General features: G+C 59.9%; 17 protein-coding genes and 1 pseudogene. 6 read left to right on the top strand and 12 right to left on the bottom strand.

What is annotated here, in order from left to right:
* Positions 1-363: 363 nt before the first annotated feature.
* From AC3WJM_RS10040 to AC3WJM_RS10015, 6 genes are all read right to left on the bottom strand, one after another.
* Positions 364-1,143 carry an HpcH/HpaI aldolase family protein gene (locus AC3WJM_RS10040; RefSeq protein ID WP_492271816.1) on the bottom strand — a complete coding sequence of 260 codons (780 nt, stop codon included), beginning with the start codon at positions 1,141-1,143 and terminating at the stop codon, positions 364-366.
* A 12-nt stretch (positions 1,144-1,155) separates the two neighbouring features.
* Positions 1,156-2,250 (bottom strand): ABC transporter ATP-binding protein, encoded by a 1,095-nt coding sequence (locus AC3WJM_RS10035; RefSeq protein ID WP_492271815.1) that lies wholly within the window; start codon positions 2,248-2,250, stop codon positions 1,156-1,158.
* A 19-nt stretch (positions 2,251-2,269) separates the two neighbouring features.
* Positions 2,270-3,553, bottom strand: coding sequence for an ABC transporter substrate-binding protein (locus AC3WJM_RS10030; RefSeq protein WP_492271814.1), 1,284 nt, complete (start codon positions 3,551-3,553; stop codon positions 2,270-2,272).
* A 39-nt stretch (positions 3,554-3,592) separates the two neighbouring features.
* On the bottom strand, positions 3,593-4,348 hold the full coding sequence (locus AC3WJM_RS10025) for a carbohydrate ABC transporter permease (protein WP_492271813.1): 756 nt from the start codon (positions 4,346-4,348) through the stop codon (positions 3,593-3,595).
* Positions 4,349-4,497: 149 nt separating this feature from the next.
* Positions 4,498-5,430 (bottom strand): carbohydrate ABC transporter permease, encoded by a 933-nt coding sequence (locus tag AC3WJM_RS10020; RefSeq protein ID WP_492271812.1) that lies wholly within the window; start codon positions 5,428-5,430, stop codon positions 4,498-4,500.
* Positions 5,431-5,502: 72 nt separating this feature from the next.
* A complete protein-coding gene (locus AC3WJM_RS10015) occupies positions 5,503-6,630 on the bottom strand; it encodes an aminotransferase class I/II-fold pyridoxal phosphate-dependent enzyme (protein WP_492271811.1) in 1,128 nt (375 codons plus the stop codon).
* Between the two features lie 326 nt (positions 6,631-6,956).
* Here AC3WJM_RS10015 and AC3WJM_RS10010 point away from each other — a divergent pair, with 326 nt between their 5' ends.
* Positions 6,957-7,841 carry a MurR/RpiR family transcriptional regulator gene (locus tag AC3WJM_RS10010; RefSeq protein WP_492271810.1) on the top strand — a complete coding sequence of 295 codons (885 nt, stop codon included), beginning with the start codon at positions 6,957-6,959 and terminating at the stop codon, positions 7,839-7,841.
* Positions 7,842-7,852: 11 nt separating this feature from the next.
* Positions 7,853-8,521: an HAD family hydrolase gene (locus AC3WJM_RS10005; protein ID WP_492271809.1), complete on the top strand. Its 669-nt coding sequence runs from the start codon at positions 7,853-7,855 to the stop codon at positions 8,519-8,521.
* Positions 8,522-9,164: 643 nt separating this feature from the next.
* Here AC3WJM_RS10005 and AC3WJM_RS10000 read toward each other — a convergent pair.
* Positions 9,165-10,220, bottom strand: coding sequence for a PDDEXK nuclease domain-containing protein (locus AC3WJM_RS10000; RefSeq protein WP_492271808.1), 1,056 nt, complete (start codon positions 10,218-10,220; stop codon positions 9,165-9,167).
* 772 nt (positions 10,221-10,992) lie between these two features.
* Here AC3WJM_RS10000 and AC3WJM_RS09995 point away from each other — a divergent pair.
* On the top strand, positions 10,993-12,915 hold the full coding sequence (locus tag AC3WJM_RS09995) for an AAA family ATPase (RefSeq protein ID WP_492271807.1): 1,923 nt from the start codon (positions 10,993-10,995) through the stop codon (positions 12,913-12,915).
* A gap of 126 nt (positions 12,916-13,041) precedes the next feature.
* Here AC3WJM_RS09995 and AC3WJM_RS09990 read toward each other — a convergent pair whose 3' ends face one another.
* The 4 genes from AC3WJM_RS09990 to AC3WJM_RS09975 form a co-directional block, all read right to left on the bottom strand.
* On the bottom strand, positions 13,042-14,205 hold the full coding sequence (locus tag AC3WJM_RS09990) for a HEPN-associated N-terminal domain-containing protein (RefSeq protein ID WP_492271806.1): 1,164 nt from the start codon (positions 14,203-14,205) through the stop codon (positions 13,042-13,044).
* Between the two features lie 231 nt (positions 14,206-14,436).
* Positions 14,437-14,709: an IS1096 element passenger TnpR family protein gene (locus AC3WJM_RS09985; protein WP_492271805.1), complete on the bottom strand. Its 273-nt coding sequence runs from the start codon at positions 14,707-14,709 to the stop codon at positions 14,437-14,439.
* Between the two features lie 18 nt (positions 14,710-14,727).
* Positions 14,728-14,868, bottom strand: coding sequence for a hypothetical protein (locus tag AC3WJM_RS09980; RefSeq protein WP_492271804.1), 141 nt, complete (start codon positions 14,866-14,868; stop codon positions 14,728-14,730).
* Positions 14,869-15,138: 270 nt separating this feature from the next.
* Complete coding sequence (locus AC3WJM_RS09975; protein ID WP_492271803.1) at positions 15,139-15,390, bottom strand: hypothetical protein; 252 nt, start codon at positions 15,388-15,390, stop codon at positions 15,139-15,141.
* Positions 15,391-15,759: 369 nt separating this feature from the next.
* Here AC3WJM_RS09975 and AC3WJM_RS09970 point away from each other — a divergent pair, with 369 nt between their 5' ends.
* From AC3WJM_RS09970 to AC3WJM_RS09960, 3 genes and pseudogenes are all read left to right on the top strand, one after another.
* Positions 15,760-16,035 carry a type II toxin-antitoxin system Phd/YefM family antitoxin gene (locus tag AC3WJM_RS09970; RefSeq protein WP_492271802.1) on the top strand — a complete coding sequence of 92 codons (276 nt, stop codon included), beginning with the start codon at positions 15,760-15,762 and terminating at the stop codon, positions 16,033-16,035.
* On the top strand, positions 16,032-16,325 hold the full coding sequence (locus tag AC3WJM_RS09965) for a type II toxin-antitoxin system RelE family toxin (RefSeq protein ID WP_492271801.1): 294 nt from the start codon (positions 16,032-16,034) through the stop codon (positions 16,323-16,325). Before AC3WJM_RS09970 ends, AC3WJM_RS09965 begins: the two co-directional genes overlap by 4 nt.
* Before the next feature lie 140 nt (positions 16,326-16,465).
* A pseudogene (locus AC3WJM_RS09960) lies at positions 16,466-16,660 on the top strand (transposase); the annotation flags it as partial.
* A gap of 141 nt (positions 16,661-16,801) precedes the next feature.
* Here AC3WJM_RS09960 and AC3WJM_RS09955 read toward each other — a convergent pair.
* Positions 16,802-17,668: a hypothetical protein gene (locus AC3WJM_RS09955; protein WP_492271800.1), complete on the bottom strand. Its 867-nt coding sequence runs from the start codon at positions 17,666-17,668 to the stop codon at positions 16,802-16,804.
* Positions 17,669-17,756 lie beyond the last annotated feature (88 nt).

Genomic DNA, 17,756 nt, shown 5'->3' with positions numbered 1-17,756 from the left:
GATACCTGGTCAACGGTGACATCCGTTACCGAATGGGCCCGGGACAGTCCGACCGGACCAGCCCTCGAGGCGCCAGCGATATCCAACGCCAAGTCTTTGACTTCACCGTTGTGCCCCTGCCTCGTTGAGTGAATTAGCTAGATTCTGCCCCCGAAACCTGCGAAATCCCCGCCAGTGCGGGGATTTCGCAGGGGACCTCGGATGTAACTGCGGACTCGTGGACGTCTCTCGCCCGGCTGAGAGACATCAAGCCAGCCAAAGCCGGCAAGAGAGCCCGGCAACCATGCATCGAAGGATGCAGGAGACTGTTCCGGGCCTTCAGAACAATTCGCAGTGGCCATCCATTTTAATGATCTTGCTTCATCAGACCCCGAGCTCCGCCCGGGTTCGTGCGACAGCGTCAATCATGAGGGGAGCGGGAAGGAACTGAAGGACCCGCACGCCGGCCTCCACATAGTCGGCAGCCCATTCAGCACTGCGGGAGCCGCAGGAGATACCGGCGGCCTTTCCCTCGGCCCTGACTTCCTTGATGCCTTTACGTAGAGCGTTGCGGAGCTCGGGGTGGGTCGTGTCGCCGGGTTGCCCGATGGCCGCTGAAAGGTCGTTCGGGCCGAAAGTGATGACGTCGACACCTGGCACGGCCGCGATCTCGGCGATGTTCGAAAGGCCGATCGGATCCTCGATCAGGCAGACGACCAGGGTTTCACGATTCGCGAACTCGAATGCTTCTTGTGAGTCGAGTCCGAGGGCCCAGCGGGCGTGCATGCCGTGTCCGGACGGTGAGGTGAAGGTACGGTCACCTTCGGGTGCGAATTTCACGTTCCGTACAGCGGCCGCTGCGTCTTCTGCTGTTTGTGTGTGGGGGAAAGTGAGTCCGCTGACGCCGCGGTTCAGAAGCTGTGTGACGAGTTCTGGCTTAATGCCGGAGAGCCGAGCGGTGGGAATAATGTCGGCTGCTTCGGCCGAACGGACGGCGTGCTCGATGCTTTCAAGGGTGTAAGGGCCCTGTTCGCAGTCGAACCGCACGAAGTCCAGCCCCGCCAGGGCTGCATATTCGACCATCATTGGATCAGGTGAATCCAGGCCCAATCCGAAGACCATCTCGTCGCGGAGTATTTTTTCCTTCATGGTGTTCTTTTTCATTTGTGCTTCTTCCTAGGGCGTGAGGAGGGACCATGCTGCTGTCGGCATGATTGCTTCTTGGTTGGGGTTCAGCTCAATGCGTCTTCCTTCGGTGTCGAACAGATGCAGACGTTCGATGTCGACCGAGAGGCGAATGGCGTCCTCTCTGACGGTTCCAACCGGTAGCCGGGCCTTGATTTTGTGCCCGTTGGTGAGGGTGACGTGGGCGAGCTCCTCGCTGCCGAGCATCTCGAGAAGGCTGACCCGGCCGGTGAGTGTGAGCTGCGGGCAGACCGTGCCTGAGTCTTCCAGCCGAAGTTCCTCCGGTCGGATGCCTATGCATGCGGTCGCGTCCGCCGCTGACGAACGAAGCTCGAGGATCGGTGTCCCGTCGGACGTTCGGAAGTATCCGTTCTGCACCGTACCGTCGAGAAGATTCATGGCTCCCAGGAACGAAGCGGTGAACCGGTTAGCTGGTCGGCTGTAAACCTCGTGGGGAGTAGCCTGTTGCTGCAGCCGTCCCTCGTTCAGGACGGCTACCTGGTCGCCGAGAGTGAGTGCTTCGGTCTGGTCGTGGGTGACGTAGACGACGGTGGCGCCCAGCCGTTGAAATAGCTCGTGCAATTCGGTGCGCATATCAACGCGCAGCGCGGCATCGAGGTTCGAAAGAGGCTCATCCATCAGGAGCACCGATGGCCGCCGGATCAGGGCCCGGCCGATGCCGACGCGCTGCCTCTGCCCGCCGGAGAGCTGGGCTGGTTTTTTGTCCAGATGCGGAGTCAACCGCAGCAATCGAGCGATCTCGGTGATCCGTTCGGCGCGCTCTCGTCGAGGCACCTTGGCCATTGCGAGTGGAAACTCGAGGTTGGCCGCTACCGTCTTTGCCGGGTACAAGGCGTAGTTCTGGAATACCATGGCCGTGTTCCGGCGCTGCGGGGCTGCATGTGTCACGTCTTGGCCGTTGATCCGGATCACCCCGCCGCTGGGATTTTCCAGCCCGGCGATGCAGCGTAGCAGTGTGGTCTTTCCGCAGCCGCTGGGACCGACCAGCGTCAGGGTCTGCCCTGCCCCGCACGTAACGCTCACTCCGCGCAGGACCTGATCATCCTGCCCGAAAGTTTTGGTCACATCGACGCACTTGACTCCCTCAGCCATGGTTCTTCAGAATCGCGTTGGTCGCACTCTCCGCTTCGGTGAGAGCTTGCGTGGGAGTCTTACTGCCGTTGAGCGCCTGGACGACGTTCTTCTCGATCGCATCATTGACTTCGACGTCGCGGGCGCCGGGGTAGGTCTGCCACTGGCTGAGATTCGGAATAGCATCCTGGGGGGTCCGCCGGTTGGGTTGTTCGCTGAGGTACTTCTTCAACTCCTGACTATCCACGGCGGTCGAATTGACGGGCAGAAAGCCGGTCGCCAGCGTCAATTCGGTACTTGCCTTCTGGCTGACCAACTGCTGAATGACTTTGAGGGCTGCCGCCTGTCGTTGAGGGTCTTTTGTCAGCAGCACGATGGCCGCGCCGGACGCCGGAGCGCTCCGTGTCCCACCGTCTTCGATCGGTACCTGGCCGGTGACCACATGGAATTTCGCGCTGCTGTTGATGGTGCCGAGGTTGCCGTTGGACTGGATCAACATTGCCGCGTCGCCGTTGACGAATGCCTGGACGTTGGGGCTCGTGTCCGCCGTACGTGCACGCAAGGGCATGATGCCATCCTTGACCAAGCCGCGCCAGTAGTCGAGAACGCTTACGCCCTGGGGGCTGTTGAAGGCCGCTGCGGATTCGTTGGAGTTGAGCATCGCGCCCCCAGCGCTCGTTAGTTGCTGCTGGAAGTCCAGGTTATTGGTGACGGTCCAGTCCATCGCGATGCCGGACTTGCCCGTGGCCGGGTTCGTCAGCTTCGAAGCAACCGTCCGCAGCTCACTCCAGGTGGTCGGAAGGTGGGCAGGATCAAGGCCTGCTGCCGTGAACATGTCTGCATTGGCGTACAGGATCCTTGTCGCAACACCATAGGGGATCCCATATTGCTTTCCATCGTATTTAGTGAGTCCCAGAAACTTCGGATCGATGTCCCGGGTGCTCATGCTGCCATCGGCAATGGCGGCATCCAGCGGTTGGGCGATGCCTAGATCGACCAGCCCCCGGAGGTTGTTCAGCCCGACCAGAGCCACATCCGGCAGCTGACCGGTACCGGCCTCGCGCAGGAGCCGCTGCTGCACGTCGTTGTAGTTCTGGCCCCCGAGCACGAGGTTCACCTGAGTGGCCTGCGGCTGTTTCGCGAGCGGCTCGAGTGCGGATTTCAACGGGTTGGTGAAAAGACTTGGTTGCGTGTAATAGACAGTGACTGCAGATTCTTGGGCCTTTGCCGGTCCGCAGGCAGTTAGCGCGGCCAAAAGACCAAGGGACGCTACGGCTGCTGTGATTCTCCGTCGCATAATTACTCTCCTTAAGATTGAGGTTGAAATGGTGTGCGCCTAGTCCGGCGCGTTAGATAGGACAAGCCCGCGAACGAAGTGCCGTTGGGCGATCAGGAATCCGACCACGAGCGGAAGCACCGCCAGTGTCGCGGCCGCCATCTGGGCGGCAAAGTCATTGCTTTCGGAGTTGGCGAATGCGGCAATTCCGTAGGGCACGGTTGCCGCTTGGTTGCCCGACAGCACCAGGCTCGGCCAGAAGTAGTCGTTCCAGTGGGACACGACACTGAAAACCGCGAACGCAACGAGCGCCGGCCGGGCCATTGGAAGGACAATCCGCCAAACCGTGGTCCAATTGCTCGCTCCGTCCAGCCGGGCAGCATCCAATACACCTTGCGGGATTCCCAAGAAGAACTGGCGAAGCAGGAAAACACCGAAGGCACTGGCAAGAAATGGTGATACCAGTGACAGGGGGGTGTTCAGAAGGCCAACCTTGGCAAATATCAGGTACAACGGAACCGCTATGACCTGCATGGGCAGCATTGTTCCCACCAGAACCACCGCTAGCGCCAACCTGCTACCGCGAAACCGCATCCGGGCCAACGCATATGCGGCGGGCACGGCGAGGATCACTTGACCGAGAAAGATCAGCCCGGTAACGGCCACACTGTTGAAGAAGTACCACGCCATTGGCACCGTCTCGAAAACGCGAACGTATGCATCGAAGGTGGGATGCTGCGGCAGGGGGTTGGTGTTGTAGATCTCATCGGCCGGCTTTAAAGAACTGCACACCATCCAGACGAACGGCAAGAGCATGAGGATTCCGCCCGCAGCCAGCAGCGCGTGGCGGGGTACGTCGCTCTCGAGGACCCACCGCAAGACCTTCCTTCTGACGCTGTGGGTATCGTCCGGTGTCCGCTCCGGCAACGGAACGTCGGCGGCGGGACGTGAATCTGTGTTGACGGTCATCGCGCGCCCACCTCACTGAGGCGTCTACCGAAGGAGCGCATCTGCACCAGTGTGACCAGCAAAACCAGGACCAGCAGCACAATGCTGATCACTGACCCGCCGCTGATGTCCTGATAGAAGACTCCTCGTCTGTACAGTTCGTAGCTGAGGGTCGTGGTGCTGCCAACGGGCCCGCCCTCCGTCATCAGTGCCACCGTGTCGTAGACCCGAAGGGCGCTGATTGTGCTGATGACGACGGCAAACACGGTGGTGGGTCCGAGGGCGGGCCATTGAACATGCCAGAATCGATGCCAGGCGTTTGCCCCATCGAGTTGGGCCGCCTCGAGATGCGCGGCCGGAACGTTTGCCAGCCCCGCCAGGAACAGCACGACGGCGTACCCCAGCTGGTGCCATACGCCCACTAAAGCAACCGCCGGAAGGGCCAAAGACTCTGAACTGAGCCAATTCGTTCCGAATAGCTGGCCCAAAGTGGAGTCGATCAAACCCCGCTCGGGATAAAACATCCACTTCCAGACGATACTCATCGCCGCGAGCGTGCTCGCGAACGGCAGAAAGTACACCGTCTGCCAAAAGGCCTTGCCACGCCGCAGGCTATGAATAGTGAGGGCTACCAGAAGGCCGAGCGCCGTAATGGCGGGCACGGTGAAGACGGAATACAGCAAGGTGTTGATGAGGGCCTGGCGTAATTCTTCACTGCCTAGGATCCGCCAGAAGGCGTCAAGGCCGGTGAAGCGCGCATTCCCACCAACAATGTGCCACTCGAAGAGAGCAAGCACCAGTGTGGCTGCAGCCGGAAGCACCGAGAACAAGCCGAGAAAAAGCAGGAACGGGCCACACAGTATATAGGCGCCCAGGCGTTCCCGGAATGCTGCCATCCGGAAGGTGCCTGTAAGCGCACTACCTACCGGTCGAGGAAGGGGAAAGGTCATATTTGTGTCCTTGAGAGAGGCGGGGATTCTCGGCGGCGCCGATCTTATGACGCTCCGCGTGGATCGATCGCATCAGGCTGCGAAGTCTTTGAGTATTTTCGCCATGGTCAGCAGTCCGCGGTGAAGCTGTTCCTCTTCGATGGCGAAGCTCAGCCTCAGATGTCCGGGTGTGCCGAACGACGAACCCGGGACGGTGATGATGCCTGAGTTTAGGAGGCGTTCTGCCACCGTGACGTCGTCAGGGCCGAACTTTCGAATGTCGGGGAAGATATAGAACCCGCCGTCAGGAGGTGACCGAAACAGCCCAAGCGGCTCCAGGATCGACTCGCACAGACTCAGTCTTCGGTGGAGGATCGTCCGAAAACCGGTGGTCACGTCCTGTCCGGTGAGGGCGGCGAGGGCTGCCGCTTGGGCTATTCGGCTGACATTGGAGGTCGTGTGGGACTGGATGGCGGCGGCCGTGCTGATGACCGTTTTGGGGCCTGCCATCCATCCGACCCGCCAGCCCGTCATGGCGTAGGACTTGGACACGCTGCCGACTGTGATGAGACGCTCAGTCACCTGTGGTGCGACTTGGCTTGGGGCCGGGATGGGCTGGAACCCGAGGTCGACGTAAGTCTCATCTGAGACGACCCAGATATCGTGATCTGCCGCCCACGAGAGGATGCCCTGGAGTTCCAAGCGGTCGTAGACGAGGCCGCTTGGGTTGTTCGGTGAGCACAGGATAATTGCCCGGGTGACGGGCGTGCGGGCTGCCTCCAAGTTCTCCGGAGTCACTTTCAGGCCCTTGGATGGCTGGACGATCACCGGTCTACCGTTGGCCAGCCGGACCGACGATGGGAAGGTCACCCAGTAGGGCGCAGGTATCAGCACCTCGTCTCCGGGCTGGAGCACAGCCAGGAACGTGTTGAAAAGAGCCTGTTTGGCGCCGTTGGTGACGAGCACGTTCATGTCGTCGAGGGGCGCCGCTGCCCGGGAGGTGAGCCGCTCCGCGATCGCTTGACGCAGGCGATCTTCGCCTGCTGTCGGACCGTAGTGGTGGTTCTCCGGCTTGGCCGCTGCGTCGATGGCTGCGGCGACGATGTGAGCTGGGGTCGCCAGGTCGAGTTCACCCAGCGAGAAGTTGAAGACTTCTACGCCCTCGTGGCGTAGGTCGGCGGCTCGTTGGCGCAACGCGGCGGTCGGCGAAAGATTGACCACTCTTTGTTCCTCGTTTTCCCTATTGTTAGGCCGCCCGTGCGGCGGAGTCATGAAAGGTCCTGGGGTTGAAGGCGTTGTGCTGAATGAGACTGCGTGGCGTCTCTGGTGTCGCGCCTTCCATGGCCCTTCGGTTCGGACCGTTCACTGCGCCGGCACATCGTGTTGGCAACACCAACCTTCGGCGACGGGGGTTACGGGTAGGCTACGCCGAGGTAAATTTGGGACTAACTATCCAGATGATCCATCTCCGCTTGGATGATTAGTCCCATCTCGGCTACGCTGTCCACCGGTAGATGACCTGCAATTGTTCAGCGAAATGAGGTTCAGTGGTTACAACCAAGCCCTCGCTAGTGAGTGGCGAATTCGTCACACGTGCGCAAGCCGCGCTTCCCGGCCTGAAAGATACCGACAAGCGGGTCATCGAGATAATTCTCAGTGACCCCCACGCCGTCTTACGCGGCTCTGTCACCGAGCTCGCCCAAAAGGCCGGCGTCGCGCAGTCTTCCGCCGTTCGCGCCTGCCAACGGATCGGGTACCGGGGCTATCAAGAGGTCAAGCTTGTGGTCGCACGTGACCTTGCTCACCAGGATCACCAAGGGCAAGAACTCGTCCATGAAGAAGGAATCGACGGCAAGACGCCCGCCGGCGAAATCCTGGACCGCATCCTCCGCCGCAGCGGAAGGGCACTGGTGGACGCGGCGCAGACCGTCGACCCCGATCTGCTCTCACTCGCGATCGATCGCATTGCCGTGGCCAGCCGGGTCCTTGTCATCGGCAATGGAACCTCCGCGGCCCCAGCCCACGATGCCGCCTACCGGCTCTCGGCCCTAGGCCTCGTCACGCTCTTCCCCGCCGACGTCATGGCCCAAGAACTGGCGGCACGCCACCTCGACGAATCCTGTGTCTGCCTTGTCATCAGCCACACCGGCGCCAGCCGCGAATCTCTCCGGAGCGCCGAGGCTGCGCGCGCCGCGGGTGCGTTCGTCCTGGCCATCACAAGCTTCACCAACTCACCCCTGACCCGCAGCGCTGATGCCTCACTTGTGGCGGGAGGACCCGAATACGGCTTCCGCCTCGAGGCGATGGCCAGCCGGCTGGCTCATCTGGGCGTGGTCGACGCGCTCTTTGTCGGGATCGCAGTGCGCCGCCCGCAAGCATCCACCACGGCACTGGATCTCATGGCCGACATCACCATCGAACACTCCCTGTAGGAGGAAACCTCATGCCCAACCAAGACAACACCGTGATCGACTTGGCCGTCATCGACATGGCCGGCACCACCATCGCGGACAACGGCGTCGTCGAGCGAGCCGTTGACGAGGCCCTGCTTCGCGCCGGACTCGACCCCATCACCCCGGAAATGCTCAGACCCCTTCGCGGCATGGCCAAAACCGACATGTTCAACCGCCTCGCCCCCGACCCCCACAAAGCCGCCGAAGCACACCGCACCTTCATCGATCTCATGCTCAACGCCGTTTGGGCAGGTGAACTACCGGCCAAGGACGGCGCCGAGACCGTCCTTGCCGGCCTGCGGGAACGCGGAGTAAAGACATGCCTGATGACCGGCTTCGACGCCGCAGTCCAGGACGCCCTCCTCGACTCCCTCGGCTGGCGGGACTTGATCGATCTCACGATCGCCCAATCCGGAACACTGCGTGGCCGCCCGTACCCAGACCTGATCCTCACCGCTGTCGTCGAACTCGGGATCGACGCAGTCCAGCGCGTACTCGTCGCCGGCGACACAGCCAATGACTTGCTCGCTGGCACCCGCTCAGGAGCCGGGCGCGTCATCGGCGTCCTAGGCGGAGCCCACAACCGCGAACAACTCGAAGCGGCACCACACACCGCCATCGCCGCCAACCTCGACGAAGTGCTTGTAAACCTCAGCTAGTGGATTGTCCATTATCGTCCCGTAACTCTGGTCGATAATGGGCGTCCCAGCTCGAATCGTCAATGCTTTGTGCCAACCAGGACTGGAGAGGCCCCCAACCTGGTCGGCGACTCCGTCGCGAGTAACCGAACGCCAGGCCTTTTGCGGGAGTCAGCAAGCCCCAATCGCATGAACCGTACTTCACTCCATGAACTTGGCGGGCTCAGGAACACGTCGACTGTTGATTAGCCTAAAGCGCGTGTGCAGCCCAATTGTCCAAAGCGCTTTGGACAATTGGCTTTTGAAGGGTCAACACCCTGGGGAGCTGAGCAACCTTGGGGACACGGCCCACCCATCCAGCACCTGATCGAGGCTTGGGCAGCAGCCCCTAAGACTGACCGGACGGCATCGAAATTTCCAGCTGCCAATCCCTGGGCGCTGCGGGAAACGGCTAGCAGCAAGGCACGCATCCGAGAGCTGCGTCGCAATACCGCCACAGCCTGTGGCAGAAAGACGATGGTGTGCCGAGGCCTGCTGCTTTGGCCTGGTACAGCAATATAGGAAGATTCCCATACCCGCCGATATTTTCTTATGCCTCAACGCCCTGCGTGGACCGGGCAGTCTCTTAAGCCGCCGGTCTGACGAGATAGCGATCCCGCCGGGATCATGCGTCATCGATGGATTCCTGGTTTCCGACGGTCCCTTGTTCCAAGGCAGCTGTGATCGCGGCGGGGGAGGGGAGCGCCTCACGTTCCTTGTCCGGGAGTGTCTCGTACGTATACGAGGTGACGGCGATTGGCTGGGACGAGCCGTCGAGGGCGTAACGAACGGTGGGGTCGTGTTTCGACCCGCACACGAGGATCCCGACCGAAGGCGCCATGCCGGGGAATTTCACGAGGTCGTTGACCGCAGCAACATAGAAGTTTAACTGCCCCAGCTGTTCCGGACGGAACCTGCCGGACTTAAGTTCAACGACCACGAACCTGTTTGTTGGTACGTGTACTAGAAGGAGGTCTATGTAAAAGTCCTCGCCTTTAACGTCCAAATGATACTGGCGACCGTAGAACGCAAAGCCACGGCCAAACTCGGCCAACGTCTGGGACATGCGTTGCGTCATGGCCTCCTCGATGGCCAATTCTTCTGCTTCGGTGGTTAGTCCCAGGAAATCAAGGACGAGCGGATCCTTGGCGACGTTCTGAGCCAGCTCGGCACCCCCTGTTGGCAGGCGTGATTCGAGGTTGTTGGGCGCGGCCCCGATCCGCCGGTGCAAGCCGGTAGCGATCTGGTGCTCGAGGACCGTGAGTTTCCACTTTTGTTCGCTGGCCATTTGGGCGTACCAGTCGCGGACTTCAGGGTCCTTCAGCTTGAGCAGTTCGATGATGTGTCCCCAGCCCAGTGTCCCGATGCGGTCCCGCACGTCGGCGTCGGAGAAGTCCCAGGCAGAGGCGAAAGACCGCATGTAGAACAGGTTCGAGCGGGAGAAACCACGCATGTGCGGGAATGAAGCCTTCAGATCTGACGCGAGGCGCTGCAGGATCTTCGAACCCCACGGTTCCTGCGTCTGTCGCTGCAGAATCGTGGCGCCGATGCCCCAATACATCTCCACCATTGCAGAACTGGCTGCCTGCTGGGCACGTAGCTGTGCGGCGGTCACCAGCTCCTTCAGTGAAGCAAGTGTTCCTATATATCCGCTGGGCAGGTCAGGTTCGATCGTGGGCACGCAACCACACTATCGGCTACCTCAGCCCTCGGCGGCCGGAGTCAGGCGCTTCAATTGTCCAAAGCGCTTTGGACAATTGCGACGGATGACCTGACGCGACTAACCGCGCCACACGTCGACTGTCGACCTCGCAACCACAGTGGTTATCTTGGCGACGCGTAGAAGCGATGGAGCGGCCGACGCAGCCTGGGGCGTGTCATATGCGCTGTTATCGGCGTTCGGGTGGGAACCATGCTGAATCGACTACCGTCTGAACAGGGCCGGGCGCGCATGACATCGAGAAGGAAGGCCGTCAGGTTGAGACCTATGTTCTTCTCGGTGCTGTGTCCAGAAACAGCGGTTGGAACCGGAAGGTATGCCAGACAGCCAAGACGCTCCTACGCGTTTATTGACCAACTTTGATATCGCACTCGAGTTCTGACTCAACCGATCCGAATTCTGCCCCCACTGCCATTCGGCCGCTGGCGTCTGTCTGCAGGCCACTACGGTGGATTTCCGTCTACCCTGCTGGCCGGGGCATGTCAGTAGAGGGTTGTTATTGACTGTTTGGGCGAGGCCTTTGAGCCAGCACCTGCACGGTCAACGACCGGTTGCTGCGTTCGGCGTTAAGTGATGGGCAGGAGAGCAGAGCTTGTCCAGGAGATAGGGGGCGCTTGCCTTGGGCGGCCACGCACCATCCCTCGCCGCGCCGAGACGCACATGGCGGACGTCACCGGTAATATCAGCACGAGGGGCGGTCGGCCCCGAGACACGTAGGGGAAGGGACCGCTCGATGAAACTCATCACCGCTGAACTGCGACGGTATAGGAGCATCGACGACGGTGGAGAATTCGACGTCGAACCGGATGTGACGTGCCTAGTAGGCAAAAATGAGTCCGGAAAAACCGCGGTCTTGCAAGCCATGTTCAAGTCCTGCCCCGTCGACAAGGCGAAGTTTGACGAAGGGTTGGACTATCCGAGCCGGCTGACCCGTGAGCGCAAGGGTGCGGACCCGATACCTGTCAGCACTCTGACGTACGAGCTCGACGACGACGACGTGAACGCTGTCGAGGAAAAATTCGGGACTGATGTACTTCGGAGCCGCCGAATCTCGATGACGACGGGCTATCGCTTCACAGCAAGCACCTGGAGTGTGGAAACCGACGAATTGGCTGCTGTACGTCGCCTGCGTGAGGGTCTGGACCTGCCCAAGGCAACCCAAGAGCTTGTCGATCAGGCCGACTCCGTGCAGAAGTTGGTTAAGGCGCTGGAGGCCATGGAGGCACCCACCTCAAGTGCCACGGCCGTGATCTCCGAGGTCTCTTCGTGGAGAAAGCAGCGTCTAACACTCGCCGTCATTGACGTACTTTCTTCGCGACGGCCGAAGTTTGTATACTTCGGGGACTACGATTCAATGCCCGGAAAGGTGTCGATCCCGCATTTGATCTCGGCACGGGACGCAGGAAGCCTAAGCCGCGGCGAAGAGGCCGTTCTAGCGCTGCTCAGCATGGCCGGCGTGGAACCGGAAGACTTCCACGAACCGGAGTCGCACGAGCACCTGATACGGGATCTCGAAAACGCTTCCAACAGCATCAGCAGCGAGGTGTTCGAGTATTGGACCCAGAATAAGAATCTCTCTGTCCGACTCGATATCATCGGAAAACCTGAGCTCGGCGCTGTGGCGCCTTTCGACGCGGCGCCGTTGCTCCAAATCCGCGTGGTCAACCAACGACACAACGTCAGTGTCCCGTTTGACGAACGGTCACGAGGCTTCGTTTGGTTCTTCTCCTTCCTTGCCTACTTCACGCACCTGGAGGAGAACGTAGAGCGGCAACTGATTCTGCTCCTGGATGAACCCGGCCTGAACCTTCATGCCACGGCGCAGGCCGACCTGCTCCGATTCATCGACGAGCGACTCGCCCCTGCGCATCAGGTCGTTTTCTCCACGCACTCGCCTTTCATGATCAACGCCCACAAGTTTGGTCGTGTCCGGACCGTTGTGGATCATGAAGTGCAAGGAACGATCGTCTCGGCGGACGTGCTGAAGGCAGACGCGGAGACAGCATTCCCTTTGCACGCCACGCTCGGCATTGAACTTAGCCAAACGCTGTTTGTCGGACCAAACGTTTTGCTTGTCGAAGGGCCAGGCGACGTCTTGTACTTAGAAGTGCTATCCGAAGCCCTCAAAGCAAAAAACCGCGCCGGTCTGGACGACAGGCTCGTCATCACGCCAGCTGGCGGTATCGCAAAACTGCCTGCCTTCATAGCCCTCCTTGGGTCGAACAAACTAAATACCATTGCGCTCGTGGACTCCTCGAGCAACGACGGGGTGTCTGTCAGGCGTCTCAGGGAGGCTGGCCGCCTCGGCAACGGCGGAATCGTCGAGATCGGCGCAATCCTGGGCAAGACAGATGCCGACATCGAGGACCTCTTCGAGCCGGGTTTTTATGTGGAACTGATAAACGATGCATACCAGGGCGTGTTGGTGGGCAAGAAGCTTACCGTCGATGAGTTACCGGACGACTCCAGACTCGTCAGGCGGGTTGAGAGGGCGTTCGAAGCCCGGGGACTCAACAGCGGGCGGATAAATCATTTCTCTCCGGCTGCGGCTCTGAACAGGAGGCAGGCACACTTCCTTCCAGAGATCAGTGCAGCGACACTGGATCGTGCAGAAAAACTCTTTGCCGAAGTCAACGCCTTCGTCCGCCAGAATTAGCGGAGGGCATCATTACTAACTCGCCCCAAGCGCTGGGCAGCCCCTCCTTGGTGGGGTTCGCCGGGCAGGCGAGTACCCGTCGACGGGCGCTTCACCTTGGCCAGGGCCGTTCAGGGGTCGGCTTCTTCAGATGGTCTTCGTGGCAACAAGGCGAAGGCTCAGCTTGCCTTCAATGTTGGCCCTGTCGTTCAGGCAAGCCGTATGGGGAAGATTTATCACCCAGCAAGGCTGGCCAGTTAGCGACGACAGGAAGCGGATAGCGTCAACATTAACGGCCCGGTGATCTGAACCGAAGAAGAACTCCGCGACTACCTGGGTGGGCGTGTAGCCGACTTCTGGACTCACGGCGGCATCTTTGAGCGGTTTCGAACACTCGTCGGCGAAGGTGTGCAAGAACATGATGTCGCGCCTCCACGGCCCAAGTTCGCGGTCATAGACTGAAGGCACGGGCGGTAGGGATGTCAGATCAAGGAACTGCAACCCGGCATCCACTGAGAACCGACCGAGTACGCCGCCAATAGCTGAGTCCAAACGAATCTCCATTGCACAGGTGTCCTCGTCTTCGGCACCGTAGAACATCTCAGTACCTGCCCCGCTAAATCGGTTTGCCTTGGCGTATCTGCCTGGGGCGGTGCCGAGCTCGCCGGCCTTCCAAGTTTCCCATCCAGCTTCTTTTTGACGTGCACGCATGGTGACAAAATGGGGGCCCGTTGAGCGAATTAGGCCGAGCGGCTGAAGGCTGTCGGCGACATGTTCGAGGATTTCCCGGGGAGACAGATCGTCGGGGTCGGATGCCTCCGATTCAATGGCTAGCCAGTCATCCATGCGAGGGGATCGGTGGACCTTTTGGACGAACACATCCCAGGCATCCTTGAGCCACTGATCCTTCGGCAATCTCCATCCGTCAAGCACGGCCCACATCTCCATTGGGAGGCAGGCCCTGACTGCTTCGAACAACGCTTGGTTTCCAATATCGTCCGAGTAGCCTCGGTCAAGGAGGTCCCACGTGTCCCAGTGCGGCCACTGGTATTCAGCGCCATCGCGAGCGAGCCCTTCATCATCGGCTTTTTGGTAGTCGTTGCGTATCCCGTTTATGAAGTCATCAAGCAGAACGTCAAGCTTGGCTGCCCCAGAACGATTACAGAATGAGCAGTCTCTTTCGAGTTGTAAGGATTCGGAGATATAAGCGGCAAGGGTAGGGTCCGCGATGCATTTCTCGCACACGAACTGGTCGCTCGGGATCCATCCCTGTTCATCAATCCGAATTTGCAGTTCCTTGAAGTAGCCCATGGCGCCATCATATTTGCTGAGGCAGGACCAAAGCTGCAGGCCAGTGGCACAATGCATGTGAGGCAGCCTGCCTACGGCCTGACGGTTAGGTCATATCTAGTTTCGGGTAGATGTTGTTCTAATTTGTCCTGTCATTCTGATAACTTACATAACGTCGATTTATTCGACGGGAGGCGGTTGGGGGAGCGTGCGGGGAAGGGCTGTGCCTGGCGTTAAGGAATAGGCCTTTTTTCACCCCAAAAGCCGGGGGTTTAGAACTCCTCGGCCAGCGCCAGGTTCACGGCCGGCGATCTCCAGGAATGCAGGGTCGAAAGGTTTATCGGAGCCGGTCATGTCGGCCACCCGGGTGGAATGTTCGGCGTAGCCAGGACGGGACGGGTCGGCGAGGGCGTCCATGACCTCCTCGTAGCCCGGAAATCCTCCGGGGTCTTCCAGCGGGCCGCGCCGGCCGCCGTCAATCAGCAGAGCTGGTGGAGTGTCGTCGTGTGCGGTCCGGCGGGACATCAGTTCGATCCGGTGCAGCTAGCTGTCGCCGAAGTCGTATTCGTGGAAGGCTGCGGCTGAACTCAGGTCGAGCAGCTGGTCCAGGGAGCATTCCTCTTCAGGCCTGCCTCCCGGTTCTTCGCATTCCTGCCTTGGTAGCCACTGCAGGGCTTCCGGCATCTCGCCGTTTACCGGCCGCAGCGGGGCGAAGGGACGACGAGCTCCACACGGACCTCCAGGACAGCGTCCGGCCCGTCTATGTTCCTGGCTGCAGACTTATCCATGGGGTCCATACTCTCAAGCAACGCTGGATGGGGACGTCGCTACTGTCGGCGTTGGCAGAGTCCCCGGAAAATAGGGGAGTGAGGCGCCATGCGGTGACCGTGTCGCCGGATCATGCGGAGACTCGCTGGCGGTTTTCCACCCTGATGTCGGGGATTGCTGTTGGGGTCAGGCCGCCTGGGTAGCTAATGGTCCCGGGGGCGCGGCGTGATCGGGTGCGAGGATGCTCAGCCGGTATTCGGACTGGAGCGGATCGACGTGGGCAGGCAGATGGTGGGACCGCGAGCAAGTCCGGAGTTCTTCCAAAGTGTCGGGCTCGATCGAGGCCCGGGTCATGTCGAGCTCCAGCGTCATGCCCGCGGTGAGCGAGTTGGCACGCTTCATCACGTCATACAGGCCATGGACGCTTTGGGACGTCACGCGGCCTTGGGTGGCAACCTGGGCCTTTTGCGCAGTCGAGGTCCACGCGGACCAGCACTTGAAGCTTGTCTGTCGTCACGAAAATTTCTCCGCTCTCAGTTGGGTGCCACGACGCTGTGGCGCCCCGGACAACCTTAGGCGAAATGTGATCCATGCAACATATCCGCCGGTGCTGGATATTTCCGCCGGCCAGGGACGCCCGGAAATGCGTAGGCGGCCAGGTAGATTGCGAAAATGGCCAACTAAATTGAGACAGGACATTCAACACGGAATTTAGTTGAAGCTTCAAGCAATTTACTTGACATAAGGTCCATTATCGGCTAAAAGTCAGGCTAGTTGAGGGCCTGATATAAGGCTATAATTTCCTTCATGAGAACCGTACCGCTCAGCGAAGCCAAGGACAAGCTGTCCGCCCTCGTGGAGGAAGCAGACACGACGCACGAGATCATCCAGATCACCCGGCACGGACACCCGTCAGCGGTGCTGATGTCCGCCGACGACCTGGAATCCCTGCAGGAAACCATCCACTGGCTCTCCCAGCCGGGCATCCGCGAAGACCTGGACCAGGCCCGGCGCGACATCGCCCAGGGTGCGACCACCAGCGGCGCAGACCTGCGCCGTGAATTCGGGCTGCCGCCGCGGTGACCGACGCAGAATCCGCCGGTTCCGCCCTCTGGAACGTCAAGGTCACCAGCCCGGCACTGAAGGGTTTCCGACGGCTGCCGCAGAAAGCAGCAACCGCCATCGTCGAATTCGTCACCGGCGCACTTGCCGAGAACCCCCACCGGCTGAGCAAACCCCTCACGAACGAACTGCTCGGACTCCGCACCGCACGGCGCGGCGACTACAGGGTCCTGTTCACCCTCGACATCGAAGAGCACATCCTGTACGTCCACCGCATCGAACACCGCTCCGACGTCTACAAGCCGCGTTAGCCGAACTCCTCGAGGAAAAGATGAGCCATTGGGCGGCCTCTCCCCAGCTCAGGCCGACGAAATCACTATTATCGGCGTAAAGTTGATAGTTGACTATCACCTAAAAAGGGTCGGTTCGAGCCTACCTTCGTCTGTTTAAGTACCGCACGGTCTGCCGGTGGTGGAAAGAGATCGAGGTGCTGATTATTACCGGGGCCACGACGGGCAAGGTCGAAGCCAACAACACCGCCATAAAAAAATCAAACGAAAATCAGTTAACCGCCCGCGGTTACCGCAACCCGGCCAATTACAAATCGGTTATTCTCTTGAGAAGTGCCGTCCGGACGGCGGCATGACACTCATCCGGGAATCCCTGTCCCCACTAACCACCAAGAGCCGGCAAACCGTCAATGACAGTTTCACATCGTCGCGAACTCGTAAAGGTTCGATGACCTCTCTGGTTTCAGCTTTAGCGTGAGACATTTACGCCTTACTGGCTACTCAGCCCGACCACGATGAAGATCTGGTTCCTGGACGGCGCTGAAGAAGGCTTCGTTCTGTCCTCTAAGGGCTGCCATTTGGTTCTCGGTCTTATAAAGCTCAAGCGTGTCTTGCTTAGATCGGGGTTCCATGGCTTTGAGTGCGTCGGCGTATGCCTGGAGCGCCAGATATTGCTCTTCCAGGCCCCTTCCCCTTGCCGGGAGCAGTCCGGAGTCATGACCTTGGCCGACACTGGCCAGCCGCAATCCGGCTCCATTCCCTCCGAGTTGTCTTTCCATCCGGGAAAGCCGGGACACAACTTGCTCCAAGACTTCCGCCACTGCGGCCCCGCCATCTCCATGATCTGCCCTGATCTGATTGAACATCTCGAAACTCTTTAATGGAGTAACCAACTCGTCTGCGTGCTCCAGCGCATATGCCGCATACTCCCGGAGAAGCTCCACGGCCTGTTCGACCGAAGCCAAATCAGTGATGTCGTAGAAAATTGTCCTCTGATCCACAATGTCAAATGGAACCTTCTCGCCGGCGGCAATCAAGTGCACCACTGGCTTGCGCCAACCGTGCGCAATGGCCAGTTCGTAAAAGACATTTGGGTTGTGGCCGGTCAGATCGGCAATCACGAGATCGGCGTCGTGGAGTCTCTTAATAACATGTTGCCCTATCGAGTCCGGACTCTTGCCCTCGTCGGCCCGATGGACCTCCCACTCATCTCCTTTCAAGGCTTCGCGGAAGATGTATTTCAAGGCATATATGGCCTTTTGGTGAACTTCCGATCCCGGAACCCCAATTGGGGAAACAACAAATACCGACTTGGGTTTGGGCTGTACCGGTTTTCGGGCTTGCCGCGCCGAATTGGATGTCATGGCTCAAATGCTACTGGAGCACTAACGACATACCGGTCCCTACTGGGACAGTGTGGTTCGGACCGGATCGTGACGCGAAAACTGCCAA

The sequence above is a fragment of the Arthrobacter sp. FW306-1B-G06A genome (genome assembly GCF_058781765.1).
The sequence above is the reverse complement of the archived record's forward strand: the minus strand, read 5'-3'. Positions and strand labels throughout refer to the sequence as shown.